Raw genomic sequence first — 20,372 nt, 5'->3', positions numbered from 1 at the left:
GTTACGCCCTTTCCTTTTTCGCCGCGCGCTTGCCCTTGGCTGCGGCCTTATCCTCGGATTTGCCTTCGGCCTTGGCCTCCGGCTCGGGTTTGGCCTCGCGCTCGCGCACGACCAAACGCAGATTACTGAATGGTTTTTCGATGCCTGCCGAGCGACCGCGACCGCGCGCGTGGAAGCGGCGCATGACCAGGCCGCGACCGACCGAAACCTCGGACACGTAAAGTTTGTCGACGTCGAGCTGGTGATTGTTTTCGGCGTTGGCGATCGCGGACTGAAGCACCTTCTTCACGTCCTGGGCGATGCGGCGGCGGGAAAAACGGAGTTCCGCCAGCGCCTGCTCGCAACTTTTGCCGCGGATCAGGCCAGCGACTAGGCCGAGCTTGCGCGGGCTGACGCGCAGGTTGCTGATCTTGGCGATCGCCTCGTTGTCGGCGAGACGGCGGGGCGCGGACGGTTTGCTCATGGCCTAACCTCTCAGCCCTTCTTCGCCGGGGCCGGCGCGGCGGCCGGTGCGGGAGCGGGCGCGGCCGGAGCCGGGGCACTCGGGGCGCCCGGCGCACCGCCCACCGCCAGCTTTTTGTCGGCAGTGCCGTGACCGTGGAACGAACGGGTCGGCGAAAATTCGCCAAACTTGTGGCCGATCATGTCCTCGGTCACCATCACCGGAATGAATTTGTTGCCGTTGTAGACGCCGAAGGTCAGCCCGACAAACTGGGGTAGGATGGTGGAACGGCGCGACCAAGTCTTGATCACCGCGTTGCGCCCCGACGCGCGCGCTTCGTCGGCCTTCTTGAGTAGATAGCCGTCCACGAACGGACCTTTCCAAACAGAGCGCGCCACCTTCGTCTCTCCTTACTGCTGCTGTTGCTGCTTCTTGGCGTGGCGGCTGCGCATGATGAAGCGCGCCGTCCGCTTGTTGGTACGGGTCTTGTAACCCTTGGTCGGCTGGCCCCACGGGCTGACCGGATGGCGCCCGCCCGAGGTCCGCCCTTCGCCGCCGCCGAGCGGATGGTCGATCGGGTTCATGGCAACGCCGCGCACGTGCGGTCGCCAACCCTTCCACCGGTTGCGCCCGGCCTTGCCGATGTTGACGTTCTGATGGTCCGGGTTCGATACCGCACCAATCGAGGCCATGCATTCGGCGCGCACCATGCGCAACTCGCCGGAGTTGAGGCGGATCTGGGCCCAGCCCTGGTCCTTGCCCACCAACTGGACGTAGGAGCCAGCCGAACGGGCGATCTGGCCGCCCTTGCCGATCTTCATCTCCACGTTGTGAACGACGGTGCCGACCGGAATGTTCTGCAACGGCATGGCGTTGCCGGGCTTGATATCGACGTTCTGTCCGGCCACCACCTTGTCGCCCGCGCGTAAGCGCTGCGGGGCCAGGATGTAGGCCTTTTCGCCGTCGGCATAGCGCACCAACGCGATGAAGGCGGAACGGTTCGGGTCATATTCGAGTCGCTCGACGGTGCCTTCGACGTCGAATTTCCGGCGCTTGAAGTCGATCAGACGATAGCGCTTCTTGTGCCCGCCGCCGTGATGACGGGTCGTGATGCGCCCGAGATTGTTGCGCCCGCCGGTGGACACCAAGCCCTCGGTCAGATTCTTTTCCGGCTTGCCCTTCCATAGGCCGGAGCGGTCGATCGCGACCAGCGCGCGGCGGCCAGCGGATGTCGGCCGATAGGATTTCAACGGCATAACGTCACACTCCCGTCGTCACGTCGATGGACTGACCTTCGGCCAACGTCACGATCGCCTTTTTGACGTCGCTCTGTCGGCCGGGACGACCGCGAAACCGCTTCAGCTTACCCTTGCGCCGAAGCGTGTTGACCGATTCGACCTTGACCTTGAACAGCTTTTCGACCGCGGCCTTGATCTCCGGCTTGGTCGCGTCCAGCGGCACACGGAACGTGACCTGATTAAAGCTCGAAATCTGGGTCGCCTTTTCGGTGATGACCGGCGAACGGATCACGGAGTACATCCGCTCCTCCGTCAGCTTGAATTCCGGCTTTTCCCGCGCGGGCGCGGCGGCTTTCTTGGCGTTCATCGCAGGCGCTCCACCAGCTTGTCGACCGCGGCACGGGTCAGTACCAGGGTGTCGCGGCGTAGAATGTCGTAGACGTTGGTGCCCTGGCTGGGCAGCACGTCGATCCCGGCGATGTTGGCCGCCGCGCGCTTGAAATTTTCGTCGATCGCCGGGGCGTCGATCACCAGGGCGCTGTTCCAGCCGAGTTTGGCGACACGTTTGGCCAAGTCCTTAGTTTTGGGATTGGCCATCTTGGCGTCCTCGAGGATCACCAGCTTGCCGTCGGCGCGCTTGGCCGACAGCGCGCAGCGCAGCGCCAGGGCGCGCACCTTCTTCGGCAGCTTGGTCGCGTGGCTGCGCACCACCGGCCCGAACACCACGGCACCGCCGCGCATCTGCGGCGCGCGGCGCGTGCCTTGGCGGGCGCGGCCGGTGCCTTTCTGCGCGAACGGCTTGCGGGTCGTACCCTGAACCTCGCCGCGGTGCTTGACCGCGTGGGTGCCGGCGCGGCGCTTATTGAGCTGCCAATTGACCATGCGCGCGATGATGTCGGCGCGTACCTCGACGCCGAACACGGCGTCGTCGAGGTCTATGTCGCCGACCTTCTTGGCATCGAGCGTGGTGACGTCCCACTTCATGATCGTCGAGTCCTCGTTCTATTCTTTCGCCGCCTCGGGCGCCGCGTCCGCCGGAGCGGCCGCTTCGGCTCCGCCCTTGAGGCCGGCCGGCCTGGGCGCGTCCTTAGGGATCGGCAGCTTGGCCGAATCCTTGATCAGCACGTAGCTCCCTTCCGCACCGGGAACCGCGCCCTTGACCATGATCAGGCCGCGTTCGGCGTCGGTGTTCACGACCAGAAGCTTCTGCTGCGTCCGCCGCCGGTCGCCCATGTGTCCGGCCATCTTCTTGCCCTTGAACACGCGGCCGGGGTCTTGGCGGTTGCCGGTCGAGCCGTGGCTGCGATGGCTGATGGAGACGCCGTGGCTGGCGCGTAGACCCTTGAAGTTCCAGCGCTTGATGACGCCGGCGAAGCCCTTGCCGATGGTGGTGCCGACGATGTCGACCCGTTGCCCCGGCACGAAATGCCCGGCCGACAGTTCGGCGCCGATATCAATCAGGTTTTCCGGCGCGACGCGGAACTCGACCAGGCGATCCTTCGGCTCCAGCTTCGCCTTGGCGAAATGGCCGCGCTCGGCCTTGGTCCGGTTCTTGGCCTTAGCCTGCCCGATGCCGAGCTGGACCGCCGAATAGCCGTCCTTATCCTCGGTACGGCGGGCGACCACCTGGACGTTGTCCACGTGCAGGACCGTGACCGGCACATGGCTGCCGTCATCGCCGAACAGGCGGGTCATGCCCACCTTGCGTGCGATCAGTCCGGTTCGTTGTTGCGGGCGCATCTTGATCGTTCCGTTGTTACAGCTTGATCTCCACGTCCACGCCGGCGGCGAGATCGAGCTTCATCAGCGCGTCCACCGTTTGCGGGGTCGGGTCGACGATGTCGAGCACCCGCTTGTGGGTGCGGATTTCGTATTGCTCGCGCGATTTCTTGTCGATGTGCGGCGAACGGTTGACGGTGAAGCGCTCGATCCGGGTCGGCAGCGGAATCGGCCCGCGCACCTGTGCGCCGGTTCGTTGCGCGGTGCCGACGATTTCGCGCGCGGACTGGTCCAGCACGCGATGATCGAACGCCTTGAGGCGGATGCGGATGTTCTGGCTTTCCATGATACCCGATTACTCGATAATTTTGGCGACGACGCCGGCGCCGACAGTCTTGCCGCCCTCGCGGATGGCGAAGCGCAAACCCTCGTCCATCGCGATCGGCGAGATCAGCGTCACGTCCATCCGGATGTTGTCCCCCGGCATCACCATCTCCGTTCCCGACGGCAGCGTGATCGTCCCCGTCACGTCCGTCGTCCGGAAGTAAAACTGCGGCCGGTAGTTGGCGAAGAACGGCGTGTGACGCCCGCCCTCCTCCTTGGTCAAAATGTACGCCTCGCAGTGGAACTTCGTGTGCGGCGTGATCGAACCCGGCTTCGCCAGAACCTGGCCGCGCTCCACTTCCTCCCGCTTGGTGCCCCGCAGCAGAACCCCGATGTTGTCCCCCGCTTCCCCCTGGTCCAGGAGCTTGCGGAACATCTCCACGCCCGTGCACACCGTCTTCTGCGTCGGCTTGATCCCCACGATCTCGATTTCCTCGCCGACCTTGATGATCCCCCGCTCCACACGGCCCGTCACCACCGTGCCGCGCCCCGAAATCGAAAACACGTCCTCGATCGGCATCAGGAACGGCTTGTCCTTCGGACGCTCCGGCTGCGGTATGCTCGCGTCGATCGCCTCCATCAGCTTCATGATCGCCTGCTCGCCGATCTCCGGCTTCTTGTCCTCCAGCGCGCACAGCGCCGAGCCGCGCACGATCGGTATCTTGTCCCCCGGGAACTTGTACTTGGAGAGCAGCTCGCGAACCTCCATCTCCACCAGGTCCAGCAGCTCCGGGTCGTCCACCATGTCCACCTTGTTCATGAACACCACGATCGCCGGTACCCCCACCTGGCGCGCCAGCAGTATGTGCTCGCGCGTCTGCGGCATCGGACCGTCGGAGGCCGACACCACCAAAATCGCCCCGTCCATCTGCGCCGCCCCGGTGATCATGTTCTTGATGTAGTCCGCGTGCCCAGGGCAATCCACGTGCGCGTAATGCCGCTTGTCCGTCTCATACTCCACGTGCGCCGTCGAAATCGTAATCCCACGCGCCTTCTCCTCCGGCGCCTTGTCGATCTGGTCGTACGCCGTGAACTGCGCCATCCCCTTCTTCGCCAGCACCTTCGTGATCGCCGCCGTCAACGACGTCTTGCCGTGATCCACGTGCCCAATCGTCCCCACGTTGCAGTGCGGCTTCGTTCGCGCAAATTTCTCTTTCGCCATGGCTGAAGTGCTCCGGTTGCAATAGGCGGGGTCAACCCGCGAGTTTGGCCTGAATTTCGTCGGACACGTTGCGCGGCACTTCGGCGTAGTGGTCGAAGTGCATGGTGAATTGGGCTCGGCCCTGGCTCATGGAGCGAAGGGTGTTGACGTAACCGAACATGTTGGCGAGCGGAACCTGGGCATTGACGATACGCGCGTTGCCGCGCTGATCCATGCCGGTGACATGGCCGCGCCGGCTGTTGAGGTCGCCGATGATGTCGCCCATGTATTCGTCGGGGGTGACCACTTCGACCCGCATGACCGGCTCCAAGAGTTTCGGCCCAGCCTTCTGCATCCCTTCGCGGAACGCGGCGCGCGCGGCGATTTCGAACGCGAGCGCGCTCGAGTCCACGTCGTGGTAGGCGCCGTCATAGAGAGTGCACTTAAGGTCGGTAACCGGGAAGCCGGCGAGGATGCCGGTGTCGATCGCGCTGTTGAGGCCCTTCTGCACGCCGGGGATGTATTCTTTCGGCACGTTGCCACCGACCACATCGTTTTCGAACTGGTAGCCGGACCCCGGGGGAAGCGGCTCGAAACGGATTTTAACCCGCGCGTACTGGCCCGAGCCGCCGGATTGCTTTTTGTGGGTGTAATCGACCTCGGCGGCGCGGGAAATGGTTTCGCGGTAGGCGACCTGGGGTGCGCCGACGTTGGCCTCGACCTTGAACTCGCGCTTCATGCGGTCGACGATGATTTCCAGGTGCAGCTCGCCCATGCCCTTGATCACGGTCTGGCCGCTTTCCGGATCGGACGAGACGCGGAACGAAGGGTCTTCGGCGGCGAGGCGCATCAGCGCGACGCCCATCTTTTCCTGGTCGCTCTTGGTTTTCGGCTCGACCGCGACCTCGATGACCGGGTCGGGGAATTCCATCCGTTCGAGCACGATCGGCTGGCTCGAATCGCAAAGCGTATCGCCGGTGGTGGTGTCCTTGAGCCCGGCCAGGGCGACGATGTCGCCGGCGTTGGCCTCCTTAATTTCCTCGCGCGTGTTCGCGTGCATCAGCAGCATGCGGCCGACACGTTCACGCTTGTCCTTGACGGTGTTGAGGATCTGGGTGCCGCTCTCGATGCGGCCGGAATAGATGCGGATGAAAGTAAGCGAGCCGACGAACGGATCGTTCATGATCTTAAAGGCAAGCGCCGCGAACGGTTCGGTATCGCTCACCTTGCGCAACAGGACGTCCTCGCTGCCGGGCTTGGTGCCCTCGACCGGCGGCATGTCGATCGGCGACGGCAGGTAATCGACCACGGCGTCCAGCATCGGTTGGACGCCCTTGTTCTTGAAGGCCGCGCCGCACAGCACCGCGACGGTCGGCTTCGGCGAAATGGTGGCGAGACGGATACACTTCTTAAGAGTGTCCACGTCCGGCTCGCGCCCCTCGAGATAGGACTCCATCGCCTTGTCGTCGAATTCGACCGCAGCCTCGACCAACTTGGTCCGCCATTCCTTGGCCTGATCGAGCATGTTGGCGGGAATGTCCTTTTCGTCGAACTTGGCGCCGAGAGATTCGTCCTGCCAGATAAGGGCCTTCATTTTGAGAAGATCGACGATACCGACGAAGTCGGCTTCGAGGCCGACCGGCAACTGGGTGACGATAGGCGTGGCGCCGAGGCGATCGCGGATCATGTCGACGCAACGAAAGAAGTTGGCACCGATGCGATCCATCTTGTTGACGAAACAGATGCGCGGCACCTTGTACTTGTCGGCCTGGCGCCAGACGGTTTCCGACTGCGGCTCGACGCCGGCGACGCCGTCGAACACGGCCACCGCGCCGTCGAGCACGCGCAGGCTGCGCTCGACCTCGATGGTGAAGTCGACGTGGCCGGGCGTGTCGATGATGTTGATGCGGTGATCGCGCCAGAAGCAGGTGGTCGCGGCCGAGGTGATGGTAATGCCGCGTTCCTGTTCCTGTTCCATCCAGTCCATCGTCGCGGTGCCTTCGTGCACCTCGCCGATCTTGTAGGACTTGCCGGTGTAATAAAGGATGCGCTCGGTCGTGGTCGTCTTGCCGGCATCGATGTGGGCCATGATGCCGATGTTGCGGTAGCGCTCGAGCGGAGTGGTACGGGCCATGGAACGTTCTCGCGCGCGGGGTTACCAGCGGTAATGGGAAAAGGCCCGGTTGGCGTCCGCCATCCGGTGCGTATCTTCGCGCTTCTTGACCGACGCACCGCGGTTGGAGGCCGCGTCCATCAGCTCGGCGGCGAGCCGGTCGGTCATAGTCTTTTCCGAGCGGCCACGCGCCATTTCGATGATCCAGCGAATCGCGAGTGCCTGGCGGCGCTCGGCGCGGACTTCGACCGGAACCTGATAGGTGGCGCCGCCGACGCGGCGCGAGCGGACTTCCACCGAGGGCTTCACGTTGTCGACCGCGTCGTGGAAGGCCTTAAGCGGGTTTTGCCCGGTTTTCTTTTCGATCATCGCCAGGGCGCCGTAGAGAATGTGCTCGGCGGCGGATTTCTTGCCCTGGTACATCAGGCTATTGGTGAACTTGGCGATCACGAGATCGCCGAACTTCGGATCGGGGAGAACTTCGCGCTTTTCGGCGCTGTGGCGGCGGGACATCGGCTAAACCCTCACTTCGGTCGCTTGGCGCCGTATTTCGATCGGCGCTGGCGGCGGGCAACGATGCCCTGGGTGTCGAGAATGCCGCGGATGATGTGGTAGCGGACGCCGGGCAGGTCCTTCACGCGGCCGCCGCGAATCATGACCACCGAGTGTTCCTGCAGATTATGGCCTTCGCCGGGAATGTAGCTGGTCACTTCGAAGCCGTTGGTCAGGCGCACGCGCGCGACCTTGCGCAGCGCCGAGTTCGGCTTCTTCGGCGTCGTGGTGTAGACGCGGGTGCATACGCCGCGTCGCTGCGGGCTGCCTGCGAGCGCCGGCACCTTGTTGCGCGCCGGCGCGGTGCGGCGCGCGCGGCGAATCAGTTGGTTGATCGTCGGCATGCGTTCGTGGTCCTTAAACTCGCATCCATTTCGTTTCCAGGTCGCGACGGCGACGGTCGCAAAAATCTCGCCCACAGAAAATTTTCGGCAAAACAAACACCTCCTGGGCGGCGCGCGTTGCCGCCCGGAGGGGCTTTTCATGCCCGGATTTTCACGTCTCAACAGGAGGCCTGCGTCTAGACCGCACCGGGTCTACCACCAGCGCCCCGTCAAGGCGGCGGCATACTATGCAGGACCCCCCACCCCGTCAAGGGCCGGGCTGCGGAAATTCGGCCTTTTTTCGGCCTCCGCCACCCATCCGCTCCGATGTCGTCGCGGCCTTGCCGGCGTCGGTTTTCCGCCCTCCTTATTCCGCGGCCGGTCCGGGCGCGGAACCGGCGGATTCCCCGCCCGCCGCCGCGGGCGCCGGCTCGGCCGCCGCCTTTTCCGCCGCCAGCTTGGCCGCCACCTCCCGATCCCGATCAAGAGCGATCCGGCGCACCCGATTGAGCACCGAGCCGGTGCCCGCCGGGATCGGGCGGCCGACAATGACGTTTTCCTTGAGGCCAACCAGGCGATCGATCCGGCCGGCAACGGCCGCCTCGGTCAACACCCGGGTCGTTTCCTGGAACGAGGCCGCCGAGATGAAGGAGTGCGTCTGCAAGCTCGCCTTGGTGATGCCCTGAAGCACCGGGATCGCCTGGGCCGGCTTGCCGCCTTCGGCCACGGCCTTGGCGTTGACCTGGTCGAACTCCTCGCGATCGGCCAGCTCGCCGATCAAGAACGACGTGTCGCCGTGGTCCGTGATCTCGACCTTCTGCAACATCTGGCGGACGATCACCTCGATGTGCTTGTCGTTGATCTTCACGCCCTGGAGCCGGTAGACGGCCTGAATCTCGTTGATCAGGTAAGTCGCCAGCGCCTCGACCCCGAGCACGCGCAGAATGTCGTGCGGCACGGGGTTACCATCGACTAGGCGGTCGCCGATCTGAACGTAATCCCCTTCCTGGACCGCGATGTGCTTGCCGCGGGGAATGAGGTATTCCTGCGGCTTCCTGTCGGTGTCGGTCGGCACGACGACGATCCGGCGCTTCGCCTTGTAGTCCTTGCCGAACTCGATACGGCCCTCGCTTTCCGCAATGATTGCGAAGTCCTTCGGACGGCGGGCTTCGAACAACTCCGCGACGCGCGGCAGGCCGCCGGTGATATCGCGGGTCTTCGCCGATTCGCCGCGCGGCATGCGCGCCAGCACGTCGCCGGCGTGAACGGTCTGCCCGTTTTCGACCGACAGAATGGCGTCGACCATCAGAAAGTAACGCGCTTCCTGTCCGTTGGGGAGCAGCACCGGATTGCCTTGCGCATCGTTGAGGACGATACGCGGCCTAAGATCGACGCCCTTGGGCTGTTGCTTCCAGTCCGCCACGACCTTCTTGGCGATGCCGGTCGCCTCGTCCATGCGCTCGATCATCGAAATGCCATCGACCAAATCGACGTGCGAAACCACGCCGTCCCGTTCGGTGATGATCGGCAGCGTATAGGGGTCCCATTCCGCCAGCCTGAGGCCGCGCGTGACGCTTTGCTTGTCTTCGACCAGCAGCTTGGCGCCGTAGGGAATCCGATGGCGCGCCCGTTCGCGGTTTTGGCTGTCGATCAGCCGCAATTCCGCGTTCCGGCTCATGATCACCTGCTCGCCGCGACTGTTGGTGACGCGGTTGCAGTTGCGCAGATGAACGATCGCGTCGGCCGAAGCCTCGACCTTCGATTCTTCGGCCCCGCGCTGAACCGCGCCGCCGATATGGAACGTCCGCATGGTGAGCTGCGTGCCCGGCTCGCCGATCGACTGCGCGGCGATCACGCCGATCGCCTCGCCGACGTTGACCTTGGTTCCGCGCGCGAGGTCGCGGCCGTAGCAGGTCGCGCACACGCCCTTTTCGCTTTCGCAGGTGAGTACCGAACGGATCTTGATCGATTCGACACCCGCCTTCTCGATCACGACCAACTGGTCTTCCTCGATCATCTGTCCGGCGGCCACCAGGACGGCGTTCGACGCCGGATCGAGCACGTCTTCCGCCACGCAGCGGCCGAGCACCTGTTCGGTGAGCGGCGAAACCACCTCGCCGCCTTCGACGACGCCGCGCACCGTGATACCGCGGCGCGTGCCGCAGTCGTCGCCGGTGATGATGCAGTCCTGGGCGACATCGACCAGGCGGCGAGTCAAGTAGCCGGAGTTGGCGGTCTTGAGCGCCGTGTCGGCCAATCCCTTGCGCGCGCCGTGAGTCGAGGTGAAGTACTCGAGCACCGTCAACCCTTCCTTGAAGTTGGAGATGATCGGCGTCTCGATGATTTCTCCCGACGGCTTGGCCATCAGGCCGCGCATGCCGGCAAGCTGCTTCATCTGCGCCGCCGAGCCGCGCGCGCCCGAATGCGCCATCATGTAGATGGAGTTGACCGGCTGGCCCGGCTTGACGTTGGAGATGCGCTTCATCATCTCGTCGGCGATGCGGTCGGTGCAGTGCGACCAGGCGTCCACCACCTTGTTGTACTTTTCGCCGCGGGTGATGAGACCGTCCATGTACTGCTGTTCGAACTCCTTGACCCTGGCCTCGGTCTCGGCCACCAGCTGGGTCTTGTTTTCCGGCACCACCATGTCGTCCTTGCCGAACGAAATGCCGGCACGGCAAGCATAACTGAAACCGAGCCGCATCATGCGGTCGGCGAAGATGACCGTCTCCTTCTGGCCGCAGTGGCGGTAGACCGCGTCGATGACCGTGGTGATGTCCTTCTTGGTCAACACGCGGTTGATCAGGTCGAAGCTGATGTTGCGGTTGCGCGGCAGGATTTCGGACAGAATCATCCGGCCTGGCGTGGTTTTCATCAGAGCGGTGGCCGGCCGTCCTTCGCCATCGACCCCGCGGAAGCGGGCGGTGATCTTGGCGTGCAGCGACACGGCCTTGGCCTGCAGCGCCTGCTCGATTTCGCCGATGTCGACGAACTTCATGCCCTCGCCCTTTTCGCCCTCGCGCTCGAGGGTCAGGTAGTAGAGGCCGAGCACGATATCCTGCGACGGAACGATGATCGGCTTGCCGTTGGCGGGGCTGAGGATGTTGTTGGTGGACATCATCAGCACGCGCGCCTCGAGTTGCGCTTCCAGCGACAACGGCACATGCACCGCCATCTGGTCGCCGTCGAAGTCGGCGTTGAACGCCGCGCACACCAGCGGGTGCAGCTGAATCGCCTTGCCTTCGATCAGCACCGGTTCGAACGCCTGAATACCGAGGCGGTGCAGTGTCGGCGCGCGGTTGAGCAGGACGGGATGCTCGCGGATCACTTCTTCGAGGATCTCCCACACTTCCGGCCGCTCTTTTTCCAGCATGCGCTTGGCGGCCTTGATGGTGGCCGCCATGCCGTACTGCTCGAGCTTGGAGTAAATGAACGGCTTGAAGAGTTCGAGCGCCATCTTCTTCGGCAGGCCGCATTGATGCAGCATCAGTTCGGGGCCGACCACGATCACCGAACGCCCCGAGTAGTCGACACGCTTGCCGAGCAGGTTCTGGCGGAAGCGCCCCTGCTTGCCCTTGAGCATGTCGGACAGCGACTTGAGCGGGCGCTTGTTGGCGCCGGTGATGGCGCGGCCGCGCCGGCCGTTGTCGAACAGGGCGTCGACCGCTTCCTGCAGCATCCGCTTTTCGTTACGGACGATGATTTCGGGCGCGCGCAGTTCGATCAGGCGCTTCAGACGGTTGTTGCGGTTGATGACCCGGCGGTAGAGGTCGTTAAGATCGGACGTGGCGAAACGGCCGCCGTCGAGCGGCACCAACGGGCGCAGTTCGGGCGGGATGACCGGGATCACCTCGAGGATCATCCACTCCGGGCGCGAGCCCGATTCGATAAACGACTCGACCAGTTTGAGCCGCTTCACCAGCTTTTTGCGTTTGGCCTCGGAGGTGGTCTCCTTCAGCTCGACGCGCATCTTGGTCCGCTCTTCCTCGAGGTTGATGACCTTGAGCATGTTGCGGATCGCCTCGGCGCCGATGCCGACGGTGAAGGAGTCCTCGCCGTACTCGTCGAGGGCTTTTTGCAGTTCCTCGTCGTTGAGCAGTTGGCGCAGCTTGAGCGGGGTCAGGCCGGGCTCGACCACCACGAAGTTCTCGAAATAGAGAATCCGCTCGAGATCCTTGAGCGTCATGTCGAGCAGCAGGCCGATACGCGACGGCAGCGACTTCATGAACCAAATGTGCGCGACCGGGCTCGCCAGTTCGATGTGGCCCATGCGTTCGCGCCGGACCTTCTGCAGGGTTACTTCGACGCCGCATTTTTCGCAGACGATGCCCTTGTACTTCATACGCTTGTACTTGCCGCACAAGCACTCGTAGTCCTTGGTCGGGCCGAAGATGCGCGCGCAGAACAGGCCGTCGCGCTCCGGCTTGAAGGTCCGATAGTTGATAGTCTCCGGCTTCTTGATTTCGCCGAACGACCAGGACCGGATGTGGTCCGGGCTGGCGATCAAGATACGGATGTGGTCGAACAATTGCGGCGCGGGTTGCGTGCCGAAGACCTTGGCCATTTCGTTCATTGGACTTTTCTCCTCGATTCCGTCGCGACGGAACGAACAGGTGTTAATGCAGCTCGACGTTCAAGCCGAGGGCTTGCAGTTCCTTGACCAGCACGTTGAACGATTCGGGAATGCCGGCTTCGAACGAATCGTCGCCCTGGACGATTGCCTCGTAGACCTTGGTGCGGCCGGAAACGTCGTCCGACTTGACCGTAAGCATTTCCTGGAGCGTGTAGGACGCGCCGTAGGCTTCGAGCGCCCAGACTTCCATTTCGCCGAAGCGCTGGCCGCCGAACTGCGCCTTGCCGCCAAGCGGCTGCTGGGTGACGAGGCTGTAGGGGCCGATCGAGCGGGCGTGGATCTTGTCGTCCACCAAATGGTGCAGCTTCATCATGTAGATGTAGCCGACCGTCACCTTGCGCTCGAACGGTTCGCCGGTACGACCGTCGACCAAAATCACCTGGCCGGTTGAATCGAGGCCAGCCGTTTCAAGCATGGCGACGATATCTTTTTCCTGCGCCCCGTCGAACACGGGCGAGGCGACGGGGATACCGTGGCTCAGGTTGCGGCCCAGTTCCATGACCTCCGAATCGCTCAGGTCCTGGACATCCTCCTTGTAGGATTTCGGCCCGTAGATTTCCTTCAGGCGCGAACGCAGCTTTTGCGCGTCGGCGGACTTGCCGCTGGCCGCCCCCATCAATTCGCCGATCTGGCGCCCGAGCCCGGCGCACGCCCACCCGAGGTGGGTTTCTAGGATCTGCCCGACATTCATGCGCGACGGCACGCCAAGCGGGTTCAGCACGATGTCGACCGGGCGACCGTCTTCGAGGTACGGCATGTCCTCGACCGGAACCACCTTGGACACTACGCCCTTGTTGCCGTGGCGGCCGGCCATCTTGTCGCCGGGTTGCAGCTTGCGTTTCACGGCAATGAAGACCTTGATCATCTTCATCACACCCGGCGGCAGATCGTCGCCACGCTGGAGCTTCTCGACCTTGTTCTCGAAGCGAGCCTGCAGGCGAGCGATGCTTTCCTCGAACTGCCCCTTGAGGGCTTCGATGTCCTGCATCACCTTGTCGTTGCCGACGACGATCTGGGCCATCTGCCCAGCCGTCAGGTTTTCGAGCAATTCGTCGGTCACCTTGGAGGCGTCGCCGATCGCCTTGGGTCCGCTTTCGATCTTGCGCCCGATCAGCAGGTCCTTGAGACGCTGCTGGAAGCTGCGTTCAAGGATGGCGCGTTCGTCGTCGCGGTCTTTGGCCAGGCGTTCGATTTCGGCCCGTTCGATCGCCAAGGCGCGCTCGTCTTTTTCCACGCCCCGGCGCGAAAAGACGCGTACTTCAACCACCGTTCCCGACACGCCCGGCGGCACGCGCAACGACGTATCGCGCACGTCGGAAGCCTTTTCGCCGAAGATGGCGCGCAAGAGCTTTTCTTCCGGCGTCATCGGGCTTTCGCCCTTCGGCGTCACCTTGCCGACCATGATGTCGCCCGGCTTCAATTCGGCGCCGATGTAGACGATACCGGCTTCATCGAGGTTCTTGAGGGCTTCCTCGCCGACGTTCGGAATATCGCGGGTGATGTCTTCCTGGCCGAGCTTGGTATCGCGGGCCATGACCTCGAATTCCTCGATGTGGATCGAGGTGAAGACGTCGTCCGACACGATCCGTTCCGAAATCAGGATCGAGTCTTCGAAGTTGTATCCGTGCCACGGCATGAAGGCGACCAGCACGTTGCGTCCGAGCGCCAGATCGCCGAGTTCGGTCGAGGGACCGTCGGCGATGGTGTCGCCCGCCTCCACCTTGTCGCCGACCTTGACCAGCGGCTTCTGGTGCAGACAGGTGCTTTGGTTGGAGCGCTGGAACTTAAGCAGATTGTAGATGTCGACGCCCGGGGCCGAGGTCGACGTTTCCCCGGTCGCGCGCACGACGATACGGGTGGCGTCGACCTGGTCGATCACGCCGGACCGGCGCGCGACGATGGTGGCACCCGAGTCGCGGGCAACGGTCGCTTCCATGCCGGTACCGACCAGCGGCGCCTCGGACTGGATCAGCGGCACCGCTTGGCGCTGCATGTTCGAGCCCATCAGGGCGCGGTTGGCGTCGTCGTTTTCCAGGAACGGAATCAAGGCGGTCGCCACCGACACAAGTTGCTTCGGCGACACGTCCATGTATTCGATGTCCTCGGGACGGGTCAGAAGGAAGTCCCCGCCCTTGCGGCAACTTACTAGTTCGTGGGTGAAGCGGCCGCGTTCGTCGAGTTCGGCGTTGGCCTGGGCGATGGTGTAGCGCCCTTCTTCCATTGCCGAGAGATAGGCGACGTTGTCGGTCACCCGCCCCTTGTCCACCTTGCGGTAGGGCGTTTCGATGAACCCGTACTTGTTGACCCGGGCGTAAGTGGCGAGCGAGTTGATCAGGCCGATGTTCGGGCCTTCTGGCGTTTCGATCGGGCAGATCCGGCCGTAGTGGGTCGGATGCACGTCGCGCACCTCGAAGCCGGCACGCTCGCGTGTCAGGCCGCCCGGCCCGAGTGCCGATAGGCGCCGCTTGTGCGTCACTTCGGACAGCGGGTTAGTCTGATCCATGAACTGACTGAGCTGCGAGGACCCGAAGAATTCGCGCACTGCCGCGGCGGCGGGTTTGGCGTTGATCAGGTCGTGCGGCATTACGGTGTCGATATCGACCGAACTCATGCGTTCGCGGATCGCGCGCTCCATCCGCAACAGGCCGATGCGGTACTGGTTTTCCATCAGTTCGCCGACCGAACGGACGCGCCGGTTGCCGAGATGGTCGATGTCGTCGATTTCGCCCCGACCGTCCTTGAGCTCGACCAGGGTCTTGACCACCGCCAGCATGTCTTCCTTGCGCAGCACGCGGAGCGTGTCTTCGGTCTGGAATCCGAGGCGCGCGTTCAGCTTGGCGCGGCCGACCGCCGACAAGTCGTAGCGCTCGCCGTCGAAGAACAGGCCTTGAAACAGGGCCTCGGCCGTTTCCAGCGTCGGCGGTTCGCCCGGGCGCATGACCCGGTAGATGTCGATCAGCGCTTCGTCGCGGGTGGAATTCTTGTCCACCTTGAGGGTGTTGCGGATATAGGGCCCGACATTGACGTGATCGATCGCCAGCGTCGGGATTTCATCCACGCCGGCGGCATTGAGCGCTTCCATCACCTGCAAAGTGATTTCGTCGCCCGCCTCCGCGTAGATTTCGCCGGTCTTGCTGTTGACCAGATCGCAGGCGACGTAGCGCCCGATCAACTCTTCGTCCGGCACCACGATTTCTTCCAGGCCTTTTTCCTCGAGTTGGCGCAGCAGGCGCGGAGTCAGCTTGGCGCCCGCCTCGGCCACGGTGCGGCCGGTCTTGGCGTTGACCATGTCGCGCACGAGCTTGATGTTCTTCAACCGCTCGGGAACGAACGGCGTGTGCCAGCCCTTCTTCGCCCGCGTGAACACGGTGCGGTCGTAGAAATAGGCGAGAATATCGTCGGCGGACATGCCGCGGATTTCGTGCGGTTCGACCGTGCGGCCCTCGTTCTGGCGCTTGGCGCGGAGCTTCGCCGTGCGTTCGTCCTCGAACGCCATCAGCAGTGTCGTCACCGGCAGCTTGCGGCGGCGGTCGATGCGGACGTAGACCAAATCCTTGGCGTCGAATTCGAAGTCGAGCCACGAACCGCGATAAGGAATCACCCGCGCCGCGAACAGGAACTTGCCCGACGAATGGGTCTTGCCCTTGTCGTGATCGAAAAACACGCCCGGGCTGCGATGCATCTGGGACACGATCACGCGCTCGGTGCCGTTGATGACGAAGGTACCGTTGGCCGTCATCAGGGGCATGTCGCCCATGTAGACGTCCTGCTCCTTGATGTCGCGGATCGAGCGCGACTTGGTTTCCTCGTCCACGTCCCAGACCACGAGGCGCAGCGTCACCTTGAGTGGGGCGGCGAACGTCATGCCGCGCTGCTGGCATTCCTCGACGTCGTACTTGGGCGCTTCGAACTCGTATTTGACGAATTCGAGGGTGCCGCGCTCGGAAAAGTCCTTGATCGGGAACACGGACTTGAACACGGCTTGCAGACCGGATTCGGCGCGTTGTCCGGCCGGGACGTCGCGCTGCAGAAACTGTTCGTAGGAGCTTTTCTGCACCTCGATCAGGTTCGGCATCTCCACGGCCGCTGCCAGGCGGCCGAAGTACTTGCGAACGCGCTTACGTCCGGTGAACGAACTGGTCATGTGTCCTGGTCCTCGTGTCGTCAATTCAGCCCGACGCGATCATTTCCCGCGCCCGACCGGATCGCCTAAATCCGGTCGGGCGACGGAATGTCCGTCGGGCGATGCGGGGCCTTGCGGCCCCTCGCTTCGGCAACGCATCCGCTTTCCCGGCCGGAGGCGGCGGCCCTGCGGGCGAATGCGCGGTATCGCCGGCCGGAGCGACGCCGCGCTCCGGCCGATAGGAACGTCAACGACGTCTACTTCAGCTCGACCTTAGCGCCGGCCGCTTCGAGCTTCTTCTTGAGTTCTTCGGCCTCGGCTTTCTTGAGGCCTTCCTTCACCGGTTTCGGTGCGCCTTCGACCAGATCCTTGGCTTCCTTGAGGCCGAGATTGGTGATGGCGCGGACTTCCTTGATGACGTTGATCTTCTGCGCGCCGCCATCGACGAGGACGACCGTGAATTCGGTCTTTTCCTCCACCGGAGCGGCGGCGGCCGCGCCGGGCGCGGCGGCGACGGCGACCGGTGCCGCCGCGCTGACGCCCCATTTCTCTTCCAGCATCTTGGAGAGTTGGGCGGCTTCCATCACGGTGAGCTTGGAGAGGTCTTCGACGATCTGATCGAGGTTAGCCATGGTCGTATGCTCCTTGGGTGTTGACGGTTCTGTGGGGGATGCGGTTCACGCCGCTTCGCTCTTGGTCGCGTAAGCGTTGCAGACACGGGCGAGTTGCCCGGCCGGCGCCTGGAGAACTCTCGCGATCTTGGTCGCCGGCGCGCAAATCAGGCCGATGATCGTGCCGCGGAGTTCGTCGAGCGACGGCAGCGACGCCAGCGCCTTGACGCCGTTCGCGGCGAGTTTTTCCTCGCCGAGAGCGCCGCCGACGATGACGAGCTTCTCGTTGCCCTTGGCATAAGTCACGGCCACCTTGGCCGCCGCCACCGGGTCCTTGGAATACGCGATCGCCGTCGGACCGGTGAACAGAGCTTCGATGCCCTTGAACTTGGTGCCGTCCAGAGCGCGACGGGTGAGCCGGTTTTTCGTGACTCGCAGCCCGGCGCCGGCCGCCCGCATCTTGGCTCTGAGATCGCCCATCTCGCTGACGGTCATGCCCGAATAATGGGTGACCACGACGAGATTGGCGCCGGCGAGCGTCTGATGGAGCGAGGCGACGAGCTGTTCTTTTTCCGTTCGGTTCACTGTCGTCTCCATATCCCTCCCCCGCGCATCCCGAAGATCCGCGAGGGGCGTTGGACACTTGGTCCCGGCGGCGACGGTATGCCGTCGCCGAAACCGCTCATTCCTGTCCAGCGCCACAGATCAATCCGCCCTCCCCGAAGCATCCGGGAAATGCGGGTGGTGCACTGTCTCGGCAGGCGGGAAGCCCCTTTAAGCCGTCGGCGAAGGTTGCCCCCTCGCATTCGGCGCCTACGGTCTTGGACAGGTCGGTCGCCGGCGTTACCGCCGGCTTCCTCCCCGCCGGGAGCGGTTGAGCGCCCCCGGCGGAATTCGAAAATCCTCAATCCTTCCTCGGTTTGTCGCGCGCAACACCGCCTCAGGCGTTCAACGACGAAACGTTGATCTTCACGCCCGGCCCCATGGTCGAGCTGAGCGAAACCTTCTTCATATAAGTGCCCTTTGCGCCCGAGGGCTTGGCCTTGGCGATCGCGTCGATGAACGCCGCCGCGTTGGCAACCAACGCTTCCTCGGAAAAGCTCGCCTTGCCGATGCCGGCATGAACGATACCCGCCTTTTCGACGCGGAATTCGAGCTGACCGGCCTTGGCCGCCTTGACCGCATTCGTGACATCCATGGTCACGGTGCCGAGCTTGGGATTCGGCATCAGGCCGCGTGGGCCCAACACCTTGCCGAGCTTGCCGACCACGCCCATCATGTCCGGCGTCGCGATGCAGCGGTCGAAATTCATTTCGCCCTTGTTGATCGCTTCGGCGAGGTCGTCGCCGCCGACCAGTTCCGCGCCGGCGGCCTTGGCTTCGTCGGCCTTGGCGCCCTTGGCGAAAACCGCAACGCGCAGCGACTTGCCGGTGCCGTGCGGCAGCGTGACGACACCGCGCACGTTCTGATCCGACTGTTTCGGATCGACGCCAAGGTTGATCGCCATCTCGATCGTTTCGTCGAATTTCGCGTTGGCATTGCCCTTGATCAGACGCACCGCATCCTTGAGATCGTACGACATGTTCCGGTTGATGCCGGCGTAAGCCTTGGTCAATCGCTTGCCCGTCGCCATGACGTCACTCCTTCACTTCGATGCCCATGGAGCGGGCCGAGCCAGCGATCATGCGGCAGGCCGCGTCCAGGTCGTTGGCATTGAGGTCGGCCATCTTCGCCTGCGCGATTTCGCGTACCTGGGCCATAGTCACCTTGCCGACCGTGTCGGTTCCCGGGGTCTTCGATCCGCTCTCCAGCTTGGCCGCCTTCTTCAGGAAATAGCTCGCGGGCGGAGTCTTGGTCACGAACGTGAACGAGCGGTCCGAATAGGCGGTGATGACTACCGGGATCGGCATGCCCGGCTCCATCTTTTGCGTGCGCGCGTTGAACTGCTTGCAGAATTCCATGATGTTGAGCCCGGCTTGGCCGAGCGCCGGGCCGATCGGCGGCGAGGGATTCGCCTGTCCGGCCGGAACCTGCAGCTTGATGCTGCCCGTGACTTTCTTCGCCATTGTCGTTCCTAACGGTTCTTAAAACGTCAAAGCTTCTCGACCTGGGAGTATTCCAATTCGACCGGCGTCGGCCGGCCGAAGATCGATACCGCGACCTTGAGCCGCGAGCGTTCCTCGTCCACGTCCTCGACCAATCCATTGAAGGAATTGAACGGGCCGTCGCAGACGCGGACCTGTTCGCCGATCTCGAAGCGGATCGACGGGCGCGGCCGCTCGATGCCTTCCTTGACCTGGGCCTGGATACGGCTCGCCTCGGTTTCGGAAATCGCCGTCGGCCGCCCGCGACCACCGAGGAATCCGGTGACTTTCGGCGTGTTCTTGACCAGGTGCCAGGTTTCGTCGGTCATCTCCATCTTCACCAGCACGTAGCCGGGAAAGAACTTGCGCTCGGAATTGATCTTCGAGCCGCGGCGCATTTCCACCACTTCCTCGGTCGGAACCAGGACCTGTTGGATCTGCTCGGACATGCCGGCCTGCTTGGCCTGCTCCGCGATCGACTGAGCGACCTTCTTCTCGAAACCCGAATAGACGTGAATGACGTACCACTGCGCGGCCATGACGCTCAGGCTCCGATCCCGAACAACAGCTTCATGAGATGGGACAGAATCCAGTCGACCGACAGGAAGAACAGCGCCGCGAGAATCACCATCACAAACACCAAGCCGGTCGAAATGGCGGTTTCGCGTCGGGTCGGCCAAGTGACCTTGGCGCCTTCCTGACGCACCTCCTGAAAAAACTGACCGATGTTCGGCTTGTTCATGTCCGTTACGCTTGTCTGTACCACCGGGCGCCGAATCGAACCGCCCGGCGCCGGAAAGATGGCAGGGGCAGCAGGATTCGAACCCGCGACCTACGGTTTTGGAGACCGTCGCTCTACCAACTGAGCTATACCCCTAGGCCTACTCGATAATTTTGGCGACGACGCCGGCGCCGACAGTCTTGCCGCCCTCGCGGATGGCGAAGCGCAAACCCTCGTCCATCGCGATCGGCGAGATCAGCGTCACGTCCATCCGGATGTTGTCCCCCG

20 protein-coding genes and 1 tRNA gene are annotated in these 20,372 nt (G+C 63.5%); all 21 read right to left on the bottom strand.

Annotated elements, in window-relative coordinates; all coding sequences use genetic code 11:
- Position 1: 1 nt before the first annotated feature.
- Entirely contained in the window at positions 2-463 is a 462-nt protein-coding gene (locus FJ311_02670; GenBank protein MBM3950335.1) for a 50S ribosomal protein L22, read from the bottom strand.
- Positions 464-474: 11 nt separating this feature from the next.
- Positions 475-840: a 30S ribosomal protein S19 gene (gene rpsS, locus FJ311_02665; protein ID MBM3950334.1), complete on the bottom strand. Its 366-nt coding sequence runs from the start codon at positions 838-840 to the stop codon at positions 475-477.
- Between the two features lie 12 nt (positions 841-852).
- The gene (gene rplB, locus FJ311_02660; protein ID MBM3950333.1) at positions 853-1,698 is read right to left on the bottom strand and encodes a 50S ribosomal protein L2; all 846 of its coding nucleotides are present in this window, start codon (positions 1,696-1,698) and stop codon (positions 853-855) included.
- Positions 1,699-1,702: 4 nt separating this feature from the next.
- On the bottom strand, positions 1,703-2,047 hold the full coding sequence (locus FJ311_02655) for a 50S ribosomal protein L23 (protein ID MBM3950332.1): 345 nt from the start codon (positions 2,045-2,047) through the stop codon (positions 1,703-1,705).
- Positions 2,044-2,664: a 50S ribosomal protein L4 gene (gene rplD, locus FJ311_02650; protein MBM3950331.1), complete on the bottom strand. Its 621-nt coding sequence runs from the start codon at positions 2,662-2,664 to the stop codon at positions 2,044-2,046. Before rplD ends, FJ311_02655 begins: the two co-directional genes overlap by 4 nt.
- An 18-nt stretch (positions 2,665-2,682) precedes the next feature.
- Positions 2,683-3,420 (bottom strand): 50S ribosomal protein L3, encoded by a 738-nt coding sequence (locus FJ311_02645; protein ID MBM3950330.1) that lies wholly within the window; start codon positions 3,418-3,420, stop codon positions 2,683-2,685.
- 16 nt (positions 3,421-3,436) lie between these two features.
- Positions 3,437-3,745 (bottom strand): 30S ribosomal protein S10, encoded by a 309-nt coding sequence (rpsJ, locus tag FJ311_02640; GenBank protein ID MBM3950329.1) that lies wholly within the window; start codon positions 3,743-3,745, stop codon positions 3,437-3,439.
- Positions 3,746-3,754: 9 nt separating this feature from the next.
- Positions 3,755-4,945, bottom strand: a complete 1,191-nt coding sequence (gene tuf / locus FJ311_02635; protein ID MBM3950328.1) for an elongation factor Tu — start codon at positions 4,943-4,945, stop codon at positions 3,755-3,757.
- A gap of 31 nt (positions 4,946-4,976) precedes the next feature.
- The gene (gene fusA, locus FJ311_02630) at positions 4,977-7,058 is read right to left on the bottom strand and encodes an elongation factor G (GenBank protein MBM3950327.1); all 2,082 of its coding nucleotides are present in this window, start codon (positions 7,056-7,058) and stop codon (positions 4,977-4,979) included.
- Positions 7,059-7,079: 21 nt separating this feature from the next.
- The gene (gene rpsG / locus FJ311_02625) at positions 7,080-7,550 is read right to left on the bottom strand and encodes a 30S ribosomal protein S7 (GenBank protein MBM3950326.1); all 471 of its coding nucleotides are present in this window, start codon (positions 7,548-7,550) and stop codon (positions 7,080-7,082) included.
- Between the two features lie 11 nt (positions 7,551-7,561).
- Positions 7,562-7,933 carry a 30S ribosomal protein S12 gene (locus tag FJ311_02620; GenBank protein ID MBM3950325.1) on the bottom strand — a complete coding sequence of 124 codons (372 nt, stop codon included), beginning with the start codon at positions 7,931-7,933 and terminating at the stop codon, positions 7,562-7,564.
- A gap of 346 nt (positions 7,934-8,279) precedes the next feature.
- Positions 8,280-12,485 carry a DNA-directed RNA polymerase subunit beta' gene (rpoC, locus tag FJ311_02615; protein ID MBM3950324.1) on the bottom strand — a complete coding sequence of 1,402 codons (4,206 nt, stop codon included), beginning with the start codon at positions 12,483-12,485 and terminating at the stop codon, positions 8,280-8,282.
- A 43-nt stretch (positions 12,486-12,528) separates the two neighbouring features.
- On the bottom strand, positions 12,529-16,689 hold the full coding sequence (rpoB, locus tag FJ311_02610; GenBank protein ID MBM3950323.1) for a DNA-directed RNA polymerase subunit beta: 4,161 nt from the start codon (positions 16,687-16,689) through the stop codon (positions 12,529-12,531).
- 236 nt (positions 16,690-16,925) lie between these two features.
- Positions 16,926-17,300 (bottom strand): 50S ribosomal protein L7/L12, encoded by a 375-nt coding sequence (locus tag FJ311_02605; protein MBM3950322.1) that lies wholly within the window; start codon positions 17,298-17,300, stop codon positions 16,926-16,928.
- Positions 17,301-17,345: 45 nt separating this feature from the next.
- Complete coding sequence (locus FJ311_02600; GenBank protein ID MBM3950321.1) at positions 17,346-17,864, bottom strand: 50S ribosomal protein L10; 519 nt, start codon at positions 17,862-17,864, stop codon at positions 17,346-17,348.
- A 355-nt stretch (positions 17,865-18,219) separates the two neighbouring features.
- A complete protein-coding gene (locus tag FJ311_02595; GenBank protein ID MBM3950320.1) occupies positions 18,220-18,912 on the bottom strand; it encodes a 50S ribosomal protein L1 in 693 nt (230 codons plus the stop codon).
- Positions 18,913-18,916: 4 nt separating this feature from the next.
- Positions 18,917-19,345 (bottom strand): 50S ribosomal protein L11, encoded by a 429-nt coding sequence (gene rplK / locus FJ311_02590; GenBank protein MBM3950319.1) that lies wholly within the window; start codon positions 19,343-19,345, stop codon positions 18,917-18,919.
- Between the two features lie 26 nt (positions 19,346-19,371).
- Positions 19,372-19,902, bottom strand: a complete 531-nt coding sequence (gene nusG / locus FJ311_02585) for a transcription termination/antitermination protein NusG (protein MBM3950318.1) — start codon at positions 19,900-19,902, stop codon at positions 19,372-19,374.
- Positions 19,903-19,907: 5 nt separating this feature from the next.
- Positions 19,908-20,105 (bottom strand): preprotein translocase subunit SecE, encoded by a 198-nt coding sequence (secE, locus tag FJ311_02580; protein ID MBM3950317.1) that lies wholly within the window; start codon positions 20,103-20,105, stop codon positions 19,908-19,910.
- Positions 20,106-20,164: 59 nt separating this feature from the next.
- Positions 20,165-20,240 (bottom strand) — tRNA-Trp (locus FJ311_02575).
- A gap of 4 nt (positions 20,241-20,244) precedes the next feature.
- Positions 20,245-20,372: elongation factor Tu (locus FJ311_02570; protein ID MBM3950316.1), on the bottom strand; the 128-nt coding region annotated here is incomplete at its 5' end.

Source organism: Rhodospirillales bacterium, assembly GCA_016872535.1.
In the GTDB taxonomy this organism is placed as follows: domain Bacteria; phylum Pseudomonadota; class Alphaproteobacteria; order Rhodospirillales; family 2-12-FULL-67-15; genus 2-12-FULL-67-15.
This window is presented reverse-complemented; position numbering and strand designations above follow the sequence as displayed.

Coding starts and splice junctions, on each gene's coding strand:
- FJ311_02620 (MBM3950325.1), bottom strand. CDS start 7,933: ATGCCGACGATCAACCAACTGATTCGCCGCGCGCGCCGCACCGCGCCG.
- rpoC (MBM3950324.1), bottom strand. CDS start 12,485: ATGAACGAAATGGCCAAGGTCTTCGGCACGCAACCCGCGCCGCAATTG.
- FJ311_02670 (MBM3950335.1), bottom strand. CDS start 463: ATGAGCAAACCGTCCGCGCCCCGCCGTCTCGCCGACAACGAGGCGATC.
- nusG (MBM3950318.1), bottom strand. CDS start 19,902: ATGGCCGCGCAGTGGTACGTCATTCACGTCTATTCGGGTTTCGAGAAG.
- rplK (MBM3950319.1), bottom strand. CDS start 19,345: ATGGCGAAGAAAGTCACGGGCAGCATCAAGCTGCAGGTTCCGGCCGGA.
- rplD (MBM3950331.1), bottom strand. CDS start 2,664: ATGAAGTGGGACGTCACCACGCTCGATGCCAAGAAGGTCGGCGACATA.
- rpsJ (MBM3950329.1), bottom strand. CDS start 3,745: ATGGAAAGCCAGAACATCCGCATCCGCCTCAAGGCGTTCGATCATCGC.
- rpsG (MBM3950326.1), bottom strand. CDS start 7,550: ATGTCCCGCCGCCACAGCGCCGAAAAGCGCGAAGTTCTCCCCGATCCG.
- tuf (MBM3950328.1), bottom strand. CDS start 4,945: ATGGCGAAAGAGAAATTTGCGCGAACGAAGCCGCACTGCAACGTGGGG.
- FJ311_02645 (MBM3950330.1), bottom strand. CDS start 3,420: ATGCGCCCGCAACAACGAACCGGACTGATCGCACGCAAGGTGGGCATG.
- rplB (MBM3950333.1), bottom strand. CDS start 1,698: ATGCCGTTGAAATCCTATCGGCCGACATCCGCTGGCCGCCGCGCGCTG.
- secE (MBM3950317.1), bottom strand. CDS start 20,105: ATGAACAAGCCGAACATCGGTCAGTTTTTTCAGGAGGTGCGTCAGGAA.
- fusA (MBM3950327.1), bottom strand. CDS start 7,058: ATGGCCCGTACCACTCCGCTCGAGCGCTACCGCAACATCGGCATCATG.
- FJ311_02595 (MBM3950320.1), bottom strand. CDS start 18,912: ATGGCGACGGGCAAGCGATTGACCAAGGCTTACGCCGGCATCAACCGG.
- FJ311_02655 (MBM3950332.1), bottom strand. CDS start 2,047: ATGAACGCCAAGAAAGCCGCCGCGCCCGCGCGGGAAAAGCCGGAATTC.
- rpoB (MBM3950323.1), bottom strand. CDS start 16,689: ATGACCAGTTCGTTCACCGGACGTAAGCGCGTTCGCAAGTACTTCGGC.
- FJ311_02605 (MBM3950322.1), bottom strand. CDS start 17,300: ATGGCTAACCTCGATCAGATCGTCGAAGACCTCTCCAAGCTCACCGTG.